We start from the raw sequence: 16,177 nt of genomic DNA, 5'->3' as shown, positions 1-16,177 counted from the left end.
GCCTTCCTCCCGGCCGCTACCCGGCCGGCTTGGGCGGCACCGCGGCCGGGTCCACCGGCAGCGGGTACGCCGCCGGGTCCACCGGCCCCGGCAGGCCGGCCGCCGGGCGGCCGGGCGCCGCCGGATCGGCCAGCGACGGCTGCGCGGGCGGCGCCGGCACCTGGCTGAACGGCATCCCGGGCGGCGCCTGCACCGGCGCCGCGCGCCCGGCGGCCAGCGGCCCGCGCCCCGGCCCGCCGCACGCCGCCGCGGCCTCCAGGCCGTCCGGGCTCTGCGTGCCGGGCCGGTTGCCGCTGAAGCAGTTGGCGGGGTCGACCGAGGCGAGCACCAGATCGGCCCCGTTGCCGTCCACCTGGTTGCCCTCGACCCGGTTGCCGCTCGCCGGGTGGCCCGCCGGATCGGTGACGATCACCCCCGCCGCCCGGTTGCCCCGGACCAGGTTGCGCTCCACCCGGTTCGCCGTGCCGCCGCCGATCCCGATGCCGATCCCGAAACCGCCGTCCGCCTGCTGGGGCGAGTCGGCGGCGTTGTTGTCGACCACCACGTTGCCCGCGATCACCGCGCCGTGCTGCGGGGCCAGCGCCTCCAGGTCGTTGGAGTTCACCGTGACGCCCACCCGGTTGCCCGCCGCGCGGTTGCCCAGGATCGACAGGCCGTCCGAGGCGTTGGTCAGCTCCACGCCGACCGCGTTGCGCTCCACCGTGTTGCCGCGCACCAGGGTGTCGCAGGGCTTGCACTGGCCGACGTAGATGCCGGAGTCGGCGTGCCCGGAGGCGTAGGACTCCTCGATCACCCCGGCGCGCGCGTCGAAGGCGTAGATGCCGTAGAGGCCGTTGTTGTACGCCGTCACCCGGGTCGCCCGGAAGCCCTCCACGGGCGGGAACCGCTGCGTGTCCAGCGGGTCGTACGCCGAGCCGCCCGCGCCGCGCTGCTGGAGCTTCTCGTCGGTCACGCCGGTGAACAGCACGCCGTTGGCCAGGTAGCCGCGCACGGTGAGGTTCTCCACCACCGTGCCGGGGCCGGTGGCGGTGATGCCGTTGGCCAGCTTCAGCCCGCCGTCGAGCACCACGGCGGAGCGGTCCGTGCCCCGCACCACGATGTTCCGCTTCGCGACGCGCACGCTCTCGCGGTAGGTGCCGGGGCCGATCAGCACCGTGTCGCCCTCGTGCGCGACGTCCACCGCCTTCTGGACGGTGGGGAAGTCCTCGGGGACGCGCACCACGCTCCCGCCCGGGTGCTTGGCGTCCTCCGCGGCCGGACCGGACGAGGAACACCCGGCCGCCGCCAGGACGACCACGACGGCCACGGCCGTCACAGCGGTCCTGCGGGGTGACTGACGATCAGGAAACGTGATTTGCATGGCACGTGTTTTATCGTCTCCAATAGGGCGCATGCCCACCGAACCGGAAAACGCGTCGCTTCCGAACCTCCCCGCCGCGTCCGGTGTCGGGAGGCGAAGGGCGCTGCTGGCGGCCGGGGCGGCGCTCGCCGCCGGCGTCGGCGCGACGGTCGCCGACCTGGCGGACCGCGACCGGAGGCAGGGCCGTGCCACCACCCCCACCGGCGCTCCGCCGCCCGAGGGCCCGATCCCCTTCCACGGCGCCCGGCAGGCCGCGCTGACCGCCCCGCAGCTCCCCGCGACCAGGCTGCTCGCGTTCGACCTCCCGGCGGCCTCCGCCGCCGCCGACCGCGAGGCCCTGCGCGCCCTGCTCACCGCCTGGACCCGCACCCTGGCCGCGGCCGCCGGACCGGCACCCGACCCGCGCCTGCGCGCCGACGGCGCCGCGCCCCGGCTCACCTCGCTGGTCGGCCTCGGCCCGGACCTCGCCGCCCGGCTCTCGCTCGCCGTCCCCGCCGGATTCGCCGGCCTGCCGGCCTTCCCCGGCGACCGCCTCGACCCGGCCCGCGGCGGCGGCGACCTGCTGCTCCAGCTCTGCGCCGCCGACCACTGGACGCTCTCCGTCGTCGCCGAACTCGCCACCACCGCCGCCCAGGGCGCCGGTGCCACCCCCCGCTGGGCACAATCCGGCTTCCTGCCCGGGACCGCCCCGGGCGCCACCCCCCGCAACCTCTTCGGCTTCAAGGACGGCACCGCCAACCCCGACGAGGACGCCGCCCGCCAGTGGGTCTGGGGCCCGCCCGGGCCGCACGAGAACGCCACCGTCCTGGTCTACCGGCGGATCCGGATGGACACCGCCGCCTTCGCCGCCCTCCCCGAGGAGCAGCAGAACCTCGCCATGGGCCGCCGCGCCGCAGACGGCGCCCCGCTCACCGGCACCGCCGAACGCGACGAACCGGACCTCTACGCCAAGCACCCCGACGGCGCCTACGTCATCCCCGCCACCTCCCACGTCCGCCTCACCGGCCCCCGCCTCGACGGCGGCGCCCGGATGCTGCGCCGCGGCTACAGCTACGACGACGCCCCCGGCGACCGCGGCCTGCTGTTCTGCGCCTTCATGCGCGACGCGGGCCAGTTCACCCGCGTCCAGAACCGCCTCGCCGAGCGTGACGCGCTCAACCCCTTCGTCGAGCACACCGCCTCCGCCGTCGCCTACGTCCTGCCCGGCGCCCCGGAGGGCACCGTGCTCGGCGCGCGGCTCTGGGCGTGAGCCGGCCGCGGCCTCGGCGTGCCCTCAGCCCGCGGCTGCTTCGCGCAGCCGCCGCTTGTCCGGTTTGCCGACGGGCGTCAGCGGGATCTCGTCGACCAGGTGGAGCACCTCGGGGGCGTAGATCCGTCCCTTGCGCGCGGTGACGAAGGCACGGAGCTCGTCCAGCCCCGGCCGCTGCCCCGGGGCGGGGACGACGGCGACGTGGACGTGCTCGCCCTCCTGTGCGTCGCGGACCCCGAAGACCGCGCAGCGGGCGACCGCCGGGTGGGTGACCAGGAGGTCCTCCACCTCGGACGGGTGGACGTGCCCGCCGACCACGATGATCAGGTCCTTGACCCGGTCGGAGAGGTAGAGGTAGCCGTCCTCGTCGAAGTAGCCGACGTCGCCGGTGTTCAGCCACCCGTCGTGCAGCACCGCGTCGGTGAGGTCGGGCCGCTTCCAGTACCCGGCCATGACGACCTCGGAGCGCACGTGGATCTCGCCCTGGTCGCCGGTCGGCAGGTCGGCGCCGTCGAGCGAGCGGATCGCCACCTCGACGCCCGGGACGGGCCGCCCGACGGGGACCCGCCCGTCCTGGCCGATCCGGGCGTGCTCCGGCGGGGTCAGCACGGCGATCAGCTGCGCCTCCGACATCCCGTAGAGGCCGAACAGGATGGGCCCGAACACCTTGAGCGCCTCACGGGTCCGGGTCGGCGAGGCGGCGCTGCCGCCGTACAGGATCTGCCGGAGGGAGGACAGGTCGGTGCGGCCGATGGCCGGGTGGTCGAGCAACTGGTGGAGCAGCGGCGGCAGCACCCAGAGGTCGGTGATCCGTTCGCGCTCGACGGCCGCGAGGACCGCGCCCGGGTCGAAGGAGCGCTGGAGGACCACCGTGCCGCCGCGCTGGAGGGTCAGGTCGGCGAGGACCCCGGCGAGGTGGGCGAGCGAGGTCGCGGCGAGCAGGCGGGGCGGTCCGTCGGCGCCGCCGCTGCCGAGCGGGACGTCGAAGATGCCGCGGTAGGGCCCGTGCAGGCCGACGATGCCCTTCGGGATGCCCGTGGTGCCGCCGGTGTGGCGGATGCCGTGGTCGTCCTCGGGGCGGATCCGGACGTCCGGCGGCTCGGCCGGGCGGCCGGCGGAGGCCGCGAGGACGTCCTCGCCGATGGCCACCCCGGAGTCCGGCCCGGGGCCGAGCGTGAGGACCGCCGGGACGTCGACCAGCGGGAGCAACTCGGCGGCGGAGGCGTACCGTTCGGCGTCCACGAGCAGGACGGCCGTGTCGACGCTCGCCGTGATCTCCGCCAGGACCGGCGCGCTCATTCCGTCGTACAGGGTCACCAGCCGCGCGCCCGCGAGCCCGGCCGCGTACCGTGCCCCGAGCGCCTCCGCGGTGTTGCCGGTCAGCAGGGTCACGGTGGTACCGCGGGTGGCGCCCCGGGCGATCAGCTCATGCGCGAGGCGGTAGGTGGCGGCGGCGAACTCGCCGGATGCGATCCGGACGCCGTCGGCGGTGACGACGGCCGGCCGGCCGGGGTCGGCCGCCAGGGACCGGAGGATCAGCGCGGGTCCGCTGACGAACTCCGGCTCGCCCGCGGCCGCGTCTTCCCTGTGGTCTGCAACCATGGGCCCAGGCTATCCCCACCCGGGCCACCGGTGCGGGGATGCCGCACGGGTGTTTGGCGCGAAAGTACCGCGACCAGTCCGAATGTGATGGAACGTCAGTTCACCCGGCGCTCCCCGTCCGTACGTCCGTCGCCCATCTCTGCGCCGCAGTGGGCGAGAATGGGGGACAGCGGATGCACCGGGCTGTGGGGGTGGCAGGTGAGCGGGGAATCCAGGGGCGCGGACGGCGAGGCCGGCGCCCACGCGCACAACCGGCTGACGGGCAGCACGGTGCACGGCACCGTCGTCCAGACCGGGCGCGCCGACGTTCTCATCCGGGCGTCCGACCCCGTCGAGCAGGCCGTCCCGGTCACGGTGGCGCCGCCGTTGGGCCTGCGGGCCGCCGACCGCCCACTGCGCGGCCGCGCGGACCTCCTGGCACGGTTGGAGGCCGCGCCGGCCGGGGAGCGGCTGCTGGTGCTGTGCGGGATGGGCGGCTGCGGCAAGACCGCCCTGGCGCTGGAAATCGCCGCCCGCCGCACCGCGGCCGGCTGCCGGGTCTGGTGGGTCGAGGCCCGCAACGGCCCCGCCCTGGAGGCCGGGCTGCGCGCCGTCGCCCGCCAGGCGGGCGCCGAACCGGAGGAGCTCGAACGCGGCGACACCGCCGATGTCCTGTGGTCCCGCCTGGCGCGGCTGGACGCGCCGTGGCTGCTGGTCGTCGACAACGCCGACGACCCCGCCCTGCTCGACGGCCCCGGTTCGCTGAACGCCGGCACCGGCTGGATCCGCCCCGCCACCGGAGCCGGCACCATCCTGGTCACCACCCGCGAGAGCACCCCCGCCACCTGGGGCCCGCCTGCCCGGCTGCACCCCCTGCGGCCCCTGACCGGCGACCGACTCGACGACGCCGCCCGCATCCTGCGCGACCACGCCCCGGCCACCGCCGGCACCGAGGCCGAGGCCCGGTCGCTGGCCGCCCGCCTCGGTGGCCTCCCGCTCGCCCTGCGGCTGGCCGGCACCTACCTCACCGAGGCCAACCGGACCCCCGCGCCCTTCCGCGCCCCCGGCACCCCGACCACCTACGCCGACTACCAGCGCGCCCGGGAGGACGGCCCGCAGGGCCTGGACTCCGCGCACGTGCTGCCCCGGACCTGGGCGATGTCCCTCGACCTGCTCGAACAGCGCGGCCACGCCCACGCCCGGCCGCTCCTGGAGCTGATCGCCTCCTTCGCCGACGCCGATCTGCCCTACACCCTCCTCCTCACCCCCGACCGCCTCTCCGAGGCAGGCCCCCTCGCCACCCTCGACGGCCCGACCCTCTGGCAACACCTCACCGCCCTCGCCGCTCTCGGCCTGATCGACCTTCCCGCCACCGCCCCTGACGGCATCCCCGTGCTACGCATGCACCCGCTGGTCCGCGACGCCTCGCGCACGCCGGAGGCAGCGGTCACCGCGGCAAGGATCCTGGTCGCGGCGGCCGATGCGGATGAGACCGGGATACCGGAGGAGGCCGAGTTCTGGGGAATCTGGCAGCTCCTCTCGCCGCACCTTCTGGACAGCTTCCACCTTCACCAGTCCCGGACCGGAGGTCTCGTTGACGGGGACCTCCAACTTCTCGCCGGAGCCGTGAACCTGGCTGGCCGGTATCTTCGACTCGAAGGCCTGCACACCCGTGCCCGTGCCGAGTTCGAGGCGGTTGTCGAGGTCGAGCGTGAGCAGCCTGGCGAGTCCAAGCGGATCGCCACTCGCTTCAATCTCGCCATGGTCCTGCGTGACCTGGGGGAGTTGGAGGCGGCCCGTGCCGAGTTCGAGGCGGTCCACACCATTGAGTGCGAGCGGTACGGCGACACCCACGCCGAAGCTCTGATGACCCGGCACGAGCGCGCCTTGGTCCTGTTTCAGCTGGGGGAGTTGGACGCAGCCAGGGCTGAGTTCGAGGCCATTGTCGCCGCCCGGCGGGAATGCGTGGACGGCACCGGCATTCTTGCGGCCCGCTTCCACCTTGCGCAAATCCTCTACCAGCAGTCGGATTTGGAGGCGGCCCGGAGGGAGTTCGAAGCGGTCCTCGCCGTCGAGCGCGAACAACTCGGCGATACCCATCCGGAGACGCTCACCACCCGCCATCACCGTGCGATGGTCCTGCGTGATCTGGGGGAGTCGGAGGATGCCCAGGACGAGTTCGAAGCCGTCCTCGTCGCTTGGCGGGAGCGTTTCGACGAGACGCACCCCCGGGCGGTGGTCGACCGTGCTCGGATCGCCGAACTCCTCTATGACATGGGGGACATGGCGGCGGCCAAGTCCGAGCAGGAAGCCGTTCTCGCCGCCGCGTCGTCCCGCATGGGCGACACGCATCCCCGCGCTCTCGTCGCCCGTCACAACCTCGCTCTCTCGCTCTTCGAGCTGGGGGAGCTGGAGACGGCGCGGGAGGAGTTCGAGGCGGTCCTCGCCATCGAACGTGAGCAGTGGGGGGATTTCCACGTCGGCAGCCTTCCGACGCGCCGCTACCTCGCTCTGGTCCTGTGCGAGCTGGGGGAGCTCGATGCGGCCCGCGCGGATCTGGAAGCAGTTCTCGAAATCCAGCTCGAACGGTTCGACGAGGACCACCCCGAGACGATCGCTGTCCGCCGAAGCCTTGCCGGCGTGAAGGCGCGACTGGAGGCGAGCTGATCCCGGCCGGGAACGACGGCGCCGGGGCCCTGTCCGGTGCCCGGTTCGATCTGGATCTCGACATCACCTTCATGGAACAGCACCGTTAGCACAACGGGCACTTGGGTCAGGTGGCGAGTACCTCCACCGTGTGGACGGCGTTGCGGGCGCCGGTGGGGGGTTGGACGCGGCCGTGGGCGTCGGTGGCGCGGCAGCGGATGCGGTGGGGGCCCGGGGTGAGGCGGCAGGGCAGGGTGAAGTGCTGCCAGACGGGCTGGGGGCCGCGCGGGTGGAGTACGGCCGGGCGCCAGCCGGTGTCGTCGACGGCGATCTCCACCGAGACGACCGGCGCGTGGCTCCAGGCCCGGCCGCTCACCCGGTACGTCCCGGCGGCCACCCGCCGACCGTCGTGCGGGGCGAGGAGTTTGCTGTTGACGTCGACCTCACGGGCCGGGCGCGGGGCGCCGCCGCCCGGCGGGACGCGGGTGTAGAGGCGGGTGGTGAAGAGGTGCTCGGGCCGGTGGTCGGCCAACACCAGGCGGGTCAGCCACTTGACCGAGTTGGTGGCGAACAGCCTGGGCGCCACCGCCCGCAGCGGGAAGCCGTGCCGCCTCGGCAGCGGTTCGCCGTTGACGGTGTCGGCCAGCAGCACCTCCTCACGGGCCGGGTCCAGCGGGAGGTCCTTCAGGTACGTCAGCCCGCTCTCGCCCGCGAACGAGCCGCGGTCGGCGCCCTCGAACCAGATGTGCCGGGCCTGCGGGCGCGGGGTCGCGAGGTCCAGGACGTCGGAGAGCGCGACTCCGGACCACTCCAGGTTGGCGATCGCGCGGGTCGGGACGTCGGGCCGGGACGGACTGCCGAAGCACTCGTGGAAGGCGGTCAGGCTGGTCCGGGGCAGCCCGCGCAGTGCCGCCAGGTCCAGCCAGAGCGGCCGCTCCACCAGGCCTTCGACGGTCAACGTCCAGGAGGAGGCTTCGAGTTCGGGTGGTGGTCCGAGGTGGTTCCGGACGAAGAGGTGCTCGACGGGGGTGAGGAAGGCGTCGGGGGTGCTCGGATCGGCGGGCGTTGCCTGCACACGGGCTCCGTACGTCGTCGGGTGGACCGGGTGGGACCGGGGCGGGTGGCCCGGGTGGCTGGACCGGGTGGAGTATAGGAAGGATTCCGGCCCCGAACGATCCGTGTCCACCCACCGGCCCCGGTAGCCTTGCGCACACCGGCCGGGCGGCGGGCGGGCGGGGGAGTGGTGGGTCGTGCGCGGCGAACAGGGCGTTCAGGACGAGGAGTTGTCGATCCATGAGCTGGCCTACCTGGCCGGGGGGCCGTGGCGGGTGGCCGAGACCGCGCTGCTGCGGATGCTCCTGACGGCCCGGGTGGAGATCGACCGGCACGGGATGGTCCGGGTCGTCCGGCCCCGCCCGCGCGACGAGGTGGAGGCCGTGCTGCTCGCCGCGCTCGGCCCGTCCGGCACCGGCTGGCTGGGCGCCCCGCGTGCCGCGTTCGGCCCCAGTGCGCCCGCCCGGGAGCTGGAGGCGGGGCTGCGCCGCCGCGGCCTGCTGGTCGGCGGCCTCTCCCCGTCCACCCCGTCCGCCGGCGGGCGCGTCCTGAGGCTGCCGGCCGCGGTGGTGGGTGTGTTGCCGATCGTCGTCGCGGCCGCCACCGCGCGGCTGTCCGTCGCGGTCCTCGGCGCGGACCGGACCCTCGCCGTGCTGCTCGCCGCCCTGGCCGCCCTGTCGGCCGCTGTCGCCCTGACCCGCCGCGTACCGGCGGGTGCCGAGCCGGCCGCCGAGCCCTGGACGCGGGCCGCCGATCACGTCGTCCCCCTGCTCACCGCTCTCCGGTCCGGTGAGCCGGCGCCCCCGGGCTGGCGCCTCCCGGAGGACGGCCCCACCCCGACCGGCCGGACCACCTGGGCCGTCCTCGCCGCCGCCGGGGTGGAGGCGCTGGGCCGGACCCGCCTCACCACCGCCGTTCGGGGGCGCACGTAGAGTTTCCCAACTCGTCAGCCATTGAGGGTGGTTGACGTCGCCGTGGCCGCCACACTGGAGGGGAGGGCGAGCCGGGGCGGGGAGGGATGCGGTGTCGGACGGTCCGGAGGTCGGAGCAGCGTCCGGCGCGGGCGGCCACCCGCCGGACCCGGGTCACTCGCCGGAGCCGGGTCGCCCCCCGGACCCGGGCCATCCGCCGGACCCGGGGCGTCCGGCAGCCGCGACGACCAGTTGGTACCAGCGGCCCGTCGTCCAGTTCGCGGTCTTCCCGTTGGCCGCGCTCGTCCTGGCGGCCCTGGGCGTCGGCGTCCCCCTGCTCCAGCACGGCGACGGCGGACGCGCGGCCCGCCCCGCGTCCTCCCCGTCCCCGACGCCTTCCTCGCCGACGCCGAGCCGCAGCGCCGCCGCCTCCCCGACGCTGGACCCCACGGTCCACGACTTCGACCGCTACCTCACCGGCGTCGCGGACATCACGGTGGGCGACGACAACCTCCTGGACCTCGACACCATGGCGGTGGTGCCGAGCGGAACGCCGGGCGCGGACGTCCGGCTCGACTCCGGCCGGCTGTTCCACGGGGCGCGGGAGAAGATCGACGACCAGGGCCTGGGCATCATCAACAACGCGGACATCCCGAACTGCTCGACGCGGACCCAACTCATCGACGGCAAACTCGACTTCGACACCCTGCTGCGCGACCAGAGCATCTGCGTGAAGACCAGCCAGGGCCGCTGGGCCCTGCTCCGGATCGCCGCCCGGATGCCCAGGTCCGCCTACACCTTTCACATCGGCTTCACCGACACGGCGCCGTCAGCCGGCCTTCCCCGGCACGGTCGGCCGGGGCCGGTCCGCCTCGGGGGCCGACTGCAGGAATTCGAGCGTGGCCAGTTCGTTCACCGTCTCCTGCAGCCGGCTGATGCGGTCCCGGCCGATCCGGACGAGTTCCTCCCCGGCGGCGGTCCACCGGTCGAGATCGCGTGAGAGGGGCGGGATGCCGGCGAGGATGTCGGCACTCTCCTTGAGGGTGATCCCCACGCGCTGCGCGGCGAGTGCCAGCCTGACCCGGCAGATCGCGTCGACGGTGAAGCGGCGGGCGTTGCCACTGCTCCGGTAGCCGCTGATCACGCCGTAGCGCTCGTAGAAGCGGACCGCGTTGGGCGTCACCCCGGCGGCCCTGGCCAGCTGCCCGACCGTCAGCGAGGCCTGGCTCGCTTCGAGGCCGAAGTGTTCGGTGGTGGTCATGGCATGCGTCCCCCGCGTTCATGGATGAGTCCTGCCGGTCCAGTATCACGGCGGCACGGCGGGGGAGCGCGACCGCACGCCCCCCGCCGCCGAAGGCGCCGAGGTTATGCCGGCCCGACCGGCTCCGCGACCCTGAGGGCCCGCAACGCCCGCGCCCACGTGCGCAGTTCCTCCAGCGTCGAGTGCAGCGCCTTCGTCGTGCCCGGCGAAGCGACGAAGTGACCGTCGGCGTCGATGTGCTCCCACGCCATCGGCAGCAGAACCGATTCCCGGATCGTGGTGGCCCGCAGTTCCGGAAGGACCGTCCGCAGCTGCTCGATGGCCCGGATGCCGCCGGAGCCGCCGTATCCGACGAACGCGACCGGCTTGTACGCCCACTCGGTGAAGTGCCAGTCGATCGCGTTCTTCAGCGCCGCCGGGAAGCTGTGGTTGTACTCCGGGGTGAGGAACACGAACCCGTCGGCTTCCGCGAGCCGCGCGGAGATCGGGGACGCGGCAGCCCCGCCCGGCTGCATCTCGTGCATCGGCAGCGGGACCGAGGCGAGGTCGATCATGTCGAGGTCGATCCAGTCGATCGCGGAGAGCTCCCGCTCCAACCACGCGGCGAGGGAATCGGCCAGTCGGGGCTTGCGCACGCTTCCGATCACCACGGCGATCCGGAGCCGGCCGTTGACGTTGTCTTCTGTCATGACGACGACGCTAGGTCTTCGCCTATGGGCGAACTCAACCCGATTCGCGGGCCCGTATCGCCGCGCCCGTCGAACGCCGAGCCCGGGCGGATCCCGCACTGCGGCCCGCCCGCCCCCTCCGGCAGGTGGATCAGGGCGGTCTGCCACCCGAGAGCAGCGCGCCGAGGGCCGTCCGTCCGCCGGTGGGTGACCGGGCGGCCGGCGCGGGTCGTCGTCGCCGTACCCGCCGACCGGAGCGCCGCCGCGCGCGGGGAGGCCGTGGCACTGCCGACCCGCAGGGCGCGCGCCGGTCAGGTGGTGGTCCGCGGCTCGGCGAGCAGGCGCAGGGCCTCCAGCCGCGTAGGGTCGCCCAGGTCAGGCCGGCGGGACGGTCCGGGGCGTCCCGGAGCAGCGGGTCCGCCGGATGGCGGAAGGCCGGCAGGAGAACCGGGCCGCGCCCGTCGGGGCGGACATCCCGGTCCGGCGCCGCGCCGGACCAGTCCCGCACGCCGCCGTGCCGCCGTGCGCCCGGTGCCAGGACGGCCGGCGCGTCGGCCGAGGAGTCGCCGCGCCCGTCGGGGAAGGCCGGCGGGCGACCGCCGGGGAACCGGGCCGGCGGGCGGTTCGGCGGCGGCCGGAGGCGCACGGGACACGGCCGTGCCACCGGTCGAACAGCGGCGGCCACACGGAGCCGCAGCCGTCGTCGGGGCGGGGTGCAACGCCTGGAGCGGCGCCGGGCCGGGCGGGAAGCGGACCCGGGTGAAGTCCTCCGCCGTGAAGTGGACGCGCAGCACTCCCACAGCCCGTCGTGATCACCGGCAATCGACCGCACCCGGTGTGTGCCGAGGGCGGGCCGGGGTAGGCGTGTCGGCGAGGAGGAGGATGTGACCGCGCTGTTCACCAACCGCAGGGACGCCGGGCTCAGGCTTGCGCGGCGGACCGGTGAGTACCTGCGGGCGCGAGGCGGGGCGCAGCCCGTGGTGGTGGGGCTGGCACCGGGCGGGGTCGCGGTGGCGGCGGAGGTTGCGCGCGAACTGGCGGCGCCGCTGGACGTGGTGGTCGCGCGGGCGCTCAACGCGCCCGGCAACGGGACGCCGCTCGGGGCGCTGGCCGACGAGGCGCCGCCGGTGCTGAACCGGCGGGCGATGCGCGGGCTCGGGCTGGGGGAGGCGGACCTCGAAGGCGAGATGACCCACCAGCGGGTGGAACTGCACCGGCTGGAGAAGCTGTACCGGGACCGCAGGCCGCCGCTGCCGGTGGACGGCCGGACCGTCGTCCTGGTCACCGACGGCGTGGTGTACGGGCCGGTCATCCCGGCCGCCGTCCAGGCCCTGCGCGGACGCGGGCCGGACCGGCTGGTGCTGGCCGCGCCGGTGTGCGACGCGCGGGAGGCGGCGGCGCTGCGCCGGGTCGTCGACGCGCTGCTCTGCCTGCGCGAGGCCACCTATCTGCACGCGGTGGGCCCCTGGTACGACGACTTCCGCGACGTCACCGACCGCGAGGTGGCCGTCCTGCTGCGTCAGCAGCCGGTGCGCCGCTGAGGGTCAGATCCCCGAGGCCGGGAGCAGCAGCAGGCGGTCGGGGTCGAAAGGCATCCAGGCCGCGGACCCGCCGCGGCCCAGCGTCCGGACCCGGCACCAGGCCTGGGCGCCGGCCGGGCGCCACCAGGCGTTGATCCGGCCCACGGACCAGCTGCCGTCCGGACGGTTGACCTGGACCGGGTGGTAGGCGGGCTCGACCTCGTGCTCGGGCGGCTGCCAGCCGGGTGCGGCCGGGCGGGACGCCGTGGTGGGCGGGTGCGGGTCGTCTGCCATGTCTTCCCCTTCTGCGCGGGCCGTGGAGTCGACTCTACAGACGTGTAGTAGTTCGTGGGGGTCCGATGAGTGAAATCCGGTCGAGCGAACGGGGGCCGGGCGCGTACGGTCGGGTGCCACGTCGGAGTCCGGAGGCGGGGGGAGTGCCGTGGATGCCGGGTGGGGTGCCGCGTTGCCGCTGGGCCTGGGGGTGCTGGTGGGCGCGTCCGTGCAGCGGCTGGCGGGGGTCGGGTTCGCGCTGGTCGCGGGACCGGCGCTGGTCCTGCTGCTGGGGCCGGGCGACGGGGTGACGCTGTCCAACTGCGCGGCCGGCGCCATCAGCGCCGTCGGGCTGGCCGGTACCTGGCGGCAGGTGCGGCTCGCCCGGATGCTGCCGCTGACCGGGGCGGCCGCGTGCACCGTGCCACTGGGCGCCTGGATCGCCGGCCGGGTGCCCGCGCCCGCGCTGCTGATCGGCATCGGACTGCTGGTCAGCGGCGCGGCGCTGCTGGTGATCCGGGGGGTGCGGGCCGCCGGACTGCGCGGCGTCCGGGGCGCGCTGGCGGCGGGCGCGGCCAGCGGGTTCATGAACTCCGCCGCCGGGGTCGGCGGTCCGGCCGTCTCCCTCTACGCGGTCAACACGGGCTGGAGCGCCCGCGAGTTCCTGCCCAACGCGCAGTTCTACGGGGTGGCCGTCAACCTCCTCTCGCTCGCCGCCAAGGGTGCGCCGCACCTGGCGGCGCCCGCGTGGTCGACGGCGGCGGCCGGGATCGCGCTCGGCGCCGGCGTCGGCAGGGTGCTGGCGGACCGGGTGCCCGAGCGCCGCGCCCGGGCGGTGGTGCTCGGCCTGGCGCTGGCCGGCGGGTTGACCACCCTCGGCAAGGGGGTCCTGGACCTCTGACGGTCCTGGTGGCGCCCAGGTCACGACCTGGGGCAGGCTGTCCGGGTGCAGTTGCGCATCGAAGCCGTCGACCTCCCGGGCCGCTCCTGCCCGGCCGCGCCGGGCTTTCCCGGCTACCGGAACATCCACGTGGCCGTCCAGCGGCGCGAGTGCCCCGGTGAACTCCTCGACCTCCAGCCCGGCGACGCGCCCTCCGCGGCCTGGACGCTGGAGTGCACGGCGAGCCCCGCCCCCGGCGGCATCGACGTCAAGGGCCCGTACGTCCAGGGCCGCCCCGGGCAGCGCTTCGTCTACCTGGTCTGGGGCGCGGTCGACGACGGTGGCGCCTTCACCATGTTCCGCCGGGCCAAGCTCATGCTCGACGCCGTCGACGCGCGGGTGGCCGCCGACGCGGCGGCGGCCGGGCGGCTGACCGCCCGCCTCGGTCTGACCGACGCCAAGGGGCAGCCGCTCTGCGCGGCCGTCCGGCCCCCGTGGGTGGTGTGGACGGCCGAAGGAGTGGCCGGGGGCTGAGCGGCCCGCGCTTACCGTTCCCACATACCGGGCCTGGGTATAGTGGCCGCCATGCGCCAGGACGCCGCCCCTCCCTCCCGCGACCCGCGTCGCCGTGAAGCGGGGGCAGGAGCGCGGGCGCGGGCCGGGGCAGGCGCGGCGCTCGTCCTCCTCCTGCTGACCGCCCTCGGGCTGATCGGCCATCACACCCTGCCGGCCGGCGTCACCGCGGCCCCGCACACCGCCACGGCGATGACGGCGGCGGCCCACCGGCCGGCGGCCACCCACCAGCACCCCGCCACCGTCGGCCACCGGGCGCCGGCCGTCGCCGAGCACCCCGTCCGGGCCTGCGCCGAACACCGGGTCTGCTCCTCGACGGTGCCCGCACGCGGCGTCCTGCTCGACGGCCCGCCGCAGACCGGCCTCGCCGTCCCCGGCACCGGCGCCGACCCGGCACCGCACCGCCGGGCGACCGCGCCCGGCACCCCCTGGCCGGGCGCACCACCGCCCGACCTCGACGTCCTCTCGGTCTCGCGCAGATAGGCGCCCCGACGGTGGTGGAGGAGCGAACAGCCTCCCGCCGCCGGTCGGACCTGTCCACCGGCACGGCCGTCGAGGCCGGTGCCGACGCGCACTCACCCGAGAGACCCCGATGCCCGAATTCACCGTCAACCGCCGTTCCCTGCTGCGCGCGGGCCTGGGCGCCGTCGGCGCCGGCTTGCTCGCCGCCTGCTCCGACGCGGCCGCCACGCCGCCGCTCGTCGACCCGTCCGGAGGCCCCGTCGCCGATGCGGAGGCCAAGCGGGGCGGCACCGGCAAGGAGCGCCCGGTGACCGTCACCGCGACGGCCCAGGCCGTCGACCTGGGCGGCGGCACCACCGCTGCGACCTGGACCTTCGGCGCCCTGCCCGGCCCCGCGATCCGTACCACGGCCGGGGACACCCTGGTCGCCACCCTGGACAACCGGCTGCCCGTGGCGACCTCGCTGCACTGGCACGGCCTGGCGCTGCGCAACGACATGGACGGCGTACCGCCGGTGACCATGCGGCCGGTCGCGGCCGGTGACAGCCACACCTACCGCTTCGTCACCGACCGGCCGGGCACCTACTGGTTCCACCCGCACGTCGGCGTCCAGCTCGACCGGGGCCTGTACGCACCGCTGATCGTCGAGGACCCGCGGGAGCCGCTGGGGTACGACGAGGAGTGGGTGGTCGTCCTGGACGACTGGCTGGACGGCCTCACCGGCACCCCGGACCAGGCGTTCACGGAACTCCGCAAGGGCATGGGCGGCGGCAGCGGCGGCCACGACATGAGCGGGATGTCCGGCCACGACATGGGCGGCCACGCGATGCCCGGCACGGACGCGGACGCGGGAGCGCCCGCCGGCCGGCCGTCGTCGTTCATGCTCATGGGCGCCACCAGCGACCTGCTCGGCGGCGACGCGGGCGACGTCCGCTACCCGCACCACCTGGTGAACGGCCGGATCGCCGCCGACCCCGAGGTGTACCGCTCCAGGCCCGGCCGCCGGGTGCGGCTGCGGATCGTCAACGCGGGCGGCGACACCGCCTACCGCCTCGCCCTGGGCGGCCACAAGCTGACCGTCACCCACACCGACGGCTACCCGGTGGTGCACGAGGAGGTGGACGCCCTGCTGATCGGCATGGGCGAGCGCTACGACGCCCTGGTCACCCTCCAGGACGGCGTCTTCCCGCTGACCGCGCTCGCCGAGGGCAAGGACGCCGCCGGCCGGGCGCTGGTCCGCACCGGCACGGGCGAGGCGCCGGCGGAAACCGTCCGCCCCGCCGAGCTGAACGGGCGGATCCTCGCCTCCTCCGAACTGCGGGCGGCGGACGAGGTCCGGCTGCCGGCGCGCACGCCCGAGCGCACCCACCGGATCGAGCTGACCGGCGGCATGGCCCGGTACGACTGGGCGCTCAACGGGCGCCCCTTCGACATGGCGAGGCCGACCGACCACCCGTTCCTGGTCGGCGGCGGGGAACGGGTCCGGCTGGAGTTCGTCAACCGGACGGAGATGTGGCATCCCATGCACCTGCACGGCCACACCTTCCAGGTCGGTGAGCAGGGGCCGCGCAAGGACACCGTGATCGTGCTGCCCGGGCGGACGGTGGCCTGCGACTTCGACGCCGACAACCCCGGGCAGTGGATGACACACTGCCACAACGCCTACCACGGCGAGGCCGGGATGATGGGCCTGGTCGCCTACCGGGCCTGAACCCGGCCCGGCCCCGGGCGGCGGGCTGG

General features: G+C 75.2%; 14 protein-coding genes. 8 read left to right on the top strand and 6 right to left on the bottom strand.

Going from position 1 to position 16,177, the window contains the following annotated elements; genetic code table 11:
• Positions 1-16 precede the first annotated feature (16 nt).
• Positions 17-1,315 (bottom strand): right-handed parallel beta-helix repeat-containing protein, encoded by a 1,299-nt coding sequence (locus tag ACFZBX_RS23075; protein WP_391535658.1) that lies wholly within the window; start codon positions 1,313-1,315, stop codon positions 17-19.
• A gap of 76 nt (positions 1,316-1,391) precedes the next feature.
• Between ACFZBX_RS23075 and ACFZBX_RS23070 the strand changes: the two genes are divergently transcribed.
• Positions 1,392-2,609 carry a Dyp-type peroxidase gene (locus tag ACFZBX_RS23070; protein WP_391535657.1) on the top strand — a complete coding sequence of 406 codons (1,218 nt, stop codon included), beginning with the start codon at positions 1,392-1,394 and terminating at the stop codon, positions 2,607-2,609.
• 24 nt (positions 2,610-2,633) lie between these two features.
• Here the strand turns inward: ACFZBX_RS23070 and ACFZBX_RS23065 are convergent, their stop codons facing one another.
• A complete protein-coding gene (locus ACFZBX_RS23065; protein WP_391535656.1) occupies positions 2,634-4,211 on the bottom strand; it encodes an AMP-binding protein in 1,578 nt (525 codons plus the stop codon).
• Between the two features lie 198 nt (positions 4,212-4,409).
• Between ACFZBX_RS23065 and ACFZBX_RS23060 the strand changes: the two genes are divergently transcribed.
• Positions 4,410-6,857 carry a tetratricopeptide repeat protein gene (locus ACFZBX_RS23060; protein ID WP_391535655.1) on the top strand — a complete coding sequence of 816 codons (2,448 nt, stop codon included), beginning with the start codon at positions 4,410-4,412 and terminating at the stop codon, positions 6,855-6,857.
• A 106-nt stretch (positions 6,858-6,963) separates the two neighbouring features.
• Here ACFZBX_RS23060 and ACFZBX_RS23055 read toward each other — a convergent pair whose 3' ends face one another.
• Positions 6,964-7,911: a molybdopterin-dependent oxidoreductase gene (locus tag ACFZBX_RS23055; RefSeq protein WP_391535654.1), complete on the bottom strand. Its 948-nt coding sequence runs from the start codon at positions 7,909-7,911 to the stop codon at positions 6,964-6,966.
• A gap of 175 nt (positions 7,912-8,086) precedes the next feature.
• Here ACFZBX_RS23055 and ACFZBX_RS23050 point away from each other — a divergent pair, with 175 nt between their 5' ends.
• On the top strand, positions 8,087-8,821 hold the full coding sequence (locus ACFZBX_RS23050; protein WP_391535653.1) for a TIGR04222 domain-containing membrane protein: 735 nt from the start codon (positions 8,087-8,089) through the stop codon (positions 8,819-8,821).
• Positions 8,822-9,629: 808 nt separating this feature from the next.
• On the opposite strand, the gene ACFZBX_RS23045 is transcribed toward ACFZBX_RS23050, so the two are convergent.
• Positions 9,630-10,061, bottom strand: coding sequence for a MerR family transcriptional regulator (locus tag ACFZBX_RS23045; RefSeq protein ID WP_391535652.1), 432 nt, complete (start codon positions 10,059-10,061; stop codon positions 9,630-9,632).
• A gap of 104 nt (positions 10,062-10,165) precedes the next feature.
• Positions 10,166-10,750 (bottom strand): NADPH-dependent FMN reductase, encoded by a 585-nt coding sequence (locus ACFZBX_RS23040; protein ID WP_391535651.1) that lies wholly within the window; start codon positions 10,748-10,750, stop codon positions 10,166-10,168.
• Between the two features lie 863 nt (positions 10,751-11,613).
• Between ACFZBX_RS23040 and ACFZBX_RS23035 the strand changes: the two genes are divergently transcribed.
• Positions 11,614-12,270, top strand: a complete 657-nt coding sequence (locus ACFZBX_RS23035; protein ID WP_391535650.1) for a phosphoribosyltransferase — start codon at positions 11,614-11,616, stop codon at positions 12,268-12,270.
• A gap of 3 nt (positions 12,271-12,273) precedes the next feature.
• Here ACFZBX_RS23035 and ACFZBX_RS23030 read toward each other — a convergent pair whose 3' ends face one another.
• The gene (locus ACFZBX_RS23030) at positions 12,274-12,543 is read right to left on the bottom strand and encodes a hypothetical protein (RefSeq protein ID WP_391535649.1); all 270 of its coding nucleotides are present in this window, start codon (positions 12,541-12,543) and stop codon (positions 12,274-12,276) included.
• A 172-nt stretch (positions 12,544-12,715) separates the two neighbouring features.
• On the opposite strand from ACFZBX_RS23030, the gene ACFZBX_RS23025 reads away from it, so the two are divergent.
• The 4 genes from ACFZBX_RS23025 to ACFZBX_RS23010 all read left to right on the top strand — a co-directional run bounded on the left by ACFZBX_RS23025 (position 12,716) and on the right by ACFZBX_RS23010 (position 16,148).
• The gene (locus ACFZBX_RS23025; RefSeq protein ID WP_391535648.1) at positions 12,716-13,423 is read left to right on the top strand and encodes a sulfite exporter TauE/SafE family protein; all 708 of its coding nucleotides are present in this window, start codon (positions 12,716-12,718) and stop codon (positions 13,421-13,423) included.
• A 45-nt stretch (positions 13,424-13,468) separates the two neighbouring features.
• Positions 13,469-13,936 carry a DUF5990 family protein gene (locus ACFZBX_RS23020; RefSeq protein ID WP_391535647.1) on the top strand — a complete coding sequence of 156 codons (468 nt, stop codon included), beginning with the start codon at positions 13,469-13,471 and terminating at the stop codon, positions 13,934-13,936.
• Positions 13,937-13,987: 51 nt separating this feature from the next.
• Entirely contained in the window at positions 13,988-14,458 is a 471-nt protein-coding gene (locus ACFZBX_RS23015; protein ID WP_391535646.1) for a hypothetical protein, read from the top strand.
• Positions 14,459-14,567: 109 nt separating this feature from the next.
• Positions 14,568-16,148, top strand: coding sequence for a multicopper oxidase family protein (locus tag ACFZBX_RS23010; protein ID WP_391535645.1), 1,581 nt, complete (start codon positions 14,568-14,570; stop codon positions 16,146-16,148).
• The last annotated feature ends 29 nt before the right edge of the window (positions 16,149-16,177 follow it).

Origin of the sequence: Kitasatospora sp. NPDC008115 (assembly GCF_042957205.1) — a bacterium.
Lineage (GTDB): Bacteria > Actinomycetota > Actinomycetes > Streptomycetales > Streptomycetaceae > Kitasatospora.
Note: the sequence above shows the minus strand (reverse complement) of the source record. Positions and strands in the feature narration are given on the sequence as shown.

What these genes read in the sequence shown, in the direction of transcription:
- ACFZBX_RS23065 (WP_391535656.1), bottom strand. Translation starts at nt 4,211, where the DNA reads ATGGTTGCAGACCACAGGGAAGACGCGGCCGCGGGCGAGCCGGAGTTC.
- ACFZBX_RS23010 (WP_391535645.1), top strand. Translation starts at nt 14,568, where the DNA reads ATGCCCGAATTCACCGTCAACCGCCGTTCCCTGCTGCGCGCGGGCCTG.
- ACFZBX_RS23030 (WP_391535649.1), bottom strand. Translation starts at nt 12,543, where the DNA reads ATGGCAGACGACCCGCACCCGCCCACCACGGCGTCCCGCCCGGCCGCA.
- ACFZBX_RS23040 (WP_391535651.1), bottom strand. Translation starts at nt 10,750, where the DNA reads ATGACAGAAGACAACGTCAACGGCCGGCTCCGGATCGCCGTGGTGATC.
- ACFZBX_RS23015 (WP_391535646.1), top strand. Translation starts at nt 13,988, where the DNA reads ATGCGCCAGGACGCCGCCCCTCCCTCCCGCGACCCGCGTCGCCGTGAA.
- ACFZBX_RS23070 (WP_391535657.1), top strand. Translation starts at nt 1,392, where the DNA reads ATGCCCACCGAACCGGAAAACGCGTCGCTTCCGAACCTCCCCGCCGCG.
- ACFZBX_RS23045 (WP_391535652.1), bottom strand. Translation starts at nt 10,061, where the DNA reads ATGACCACCACCGAACACTTCGGCCTCGAAGCGAGCCAGGCCTCGCTG.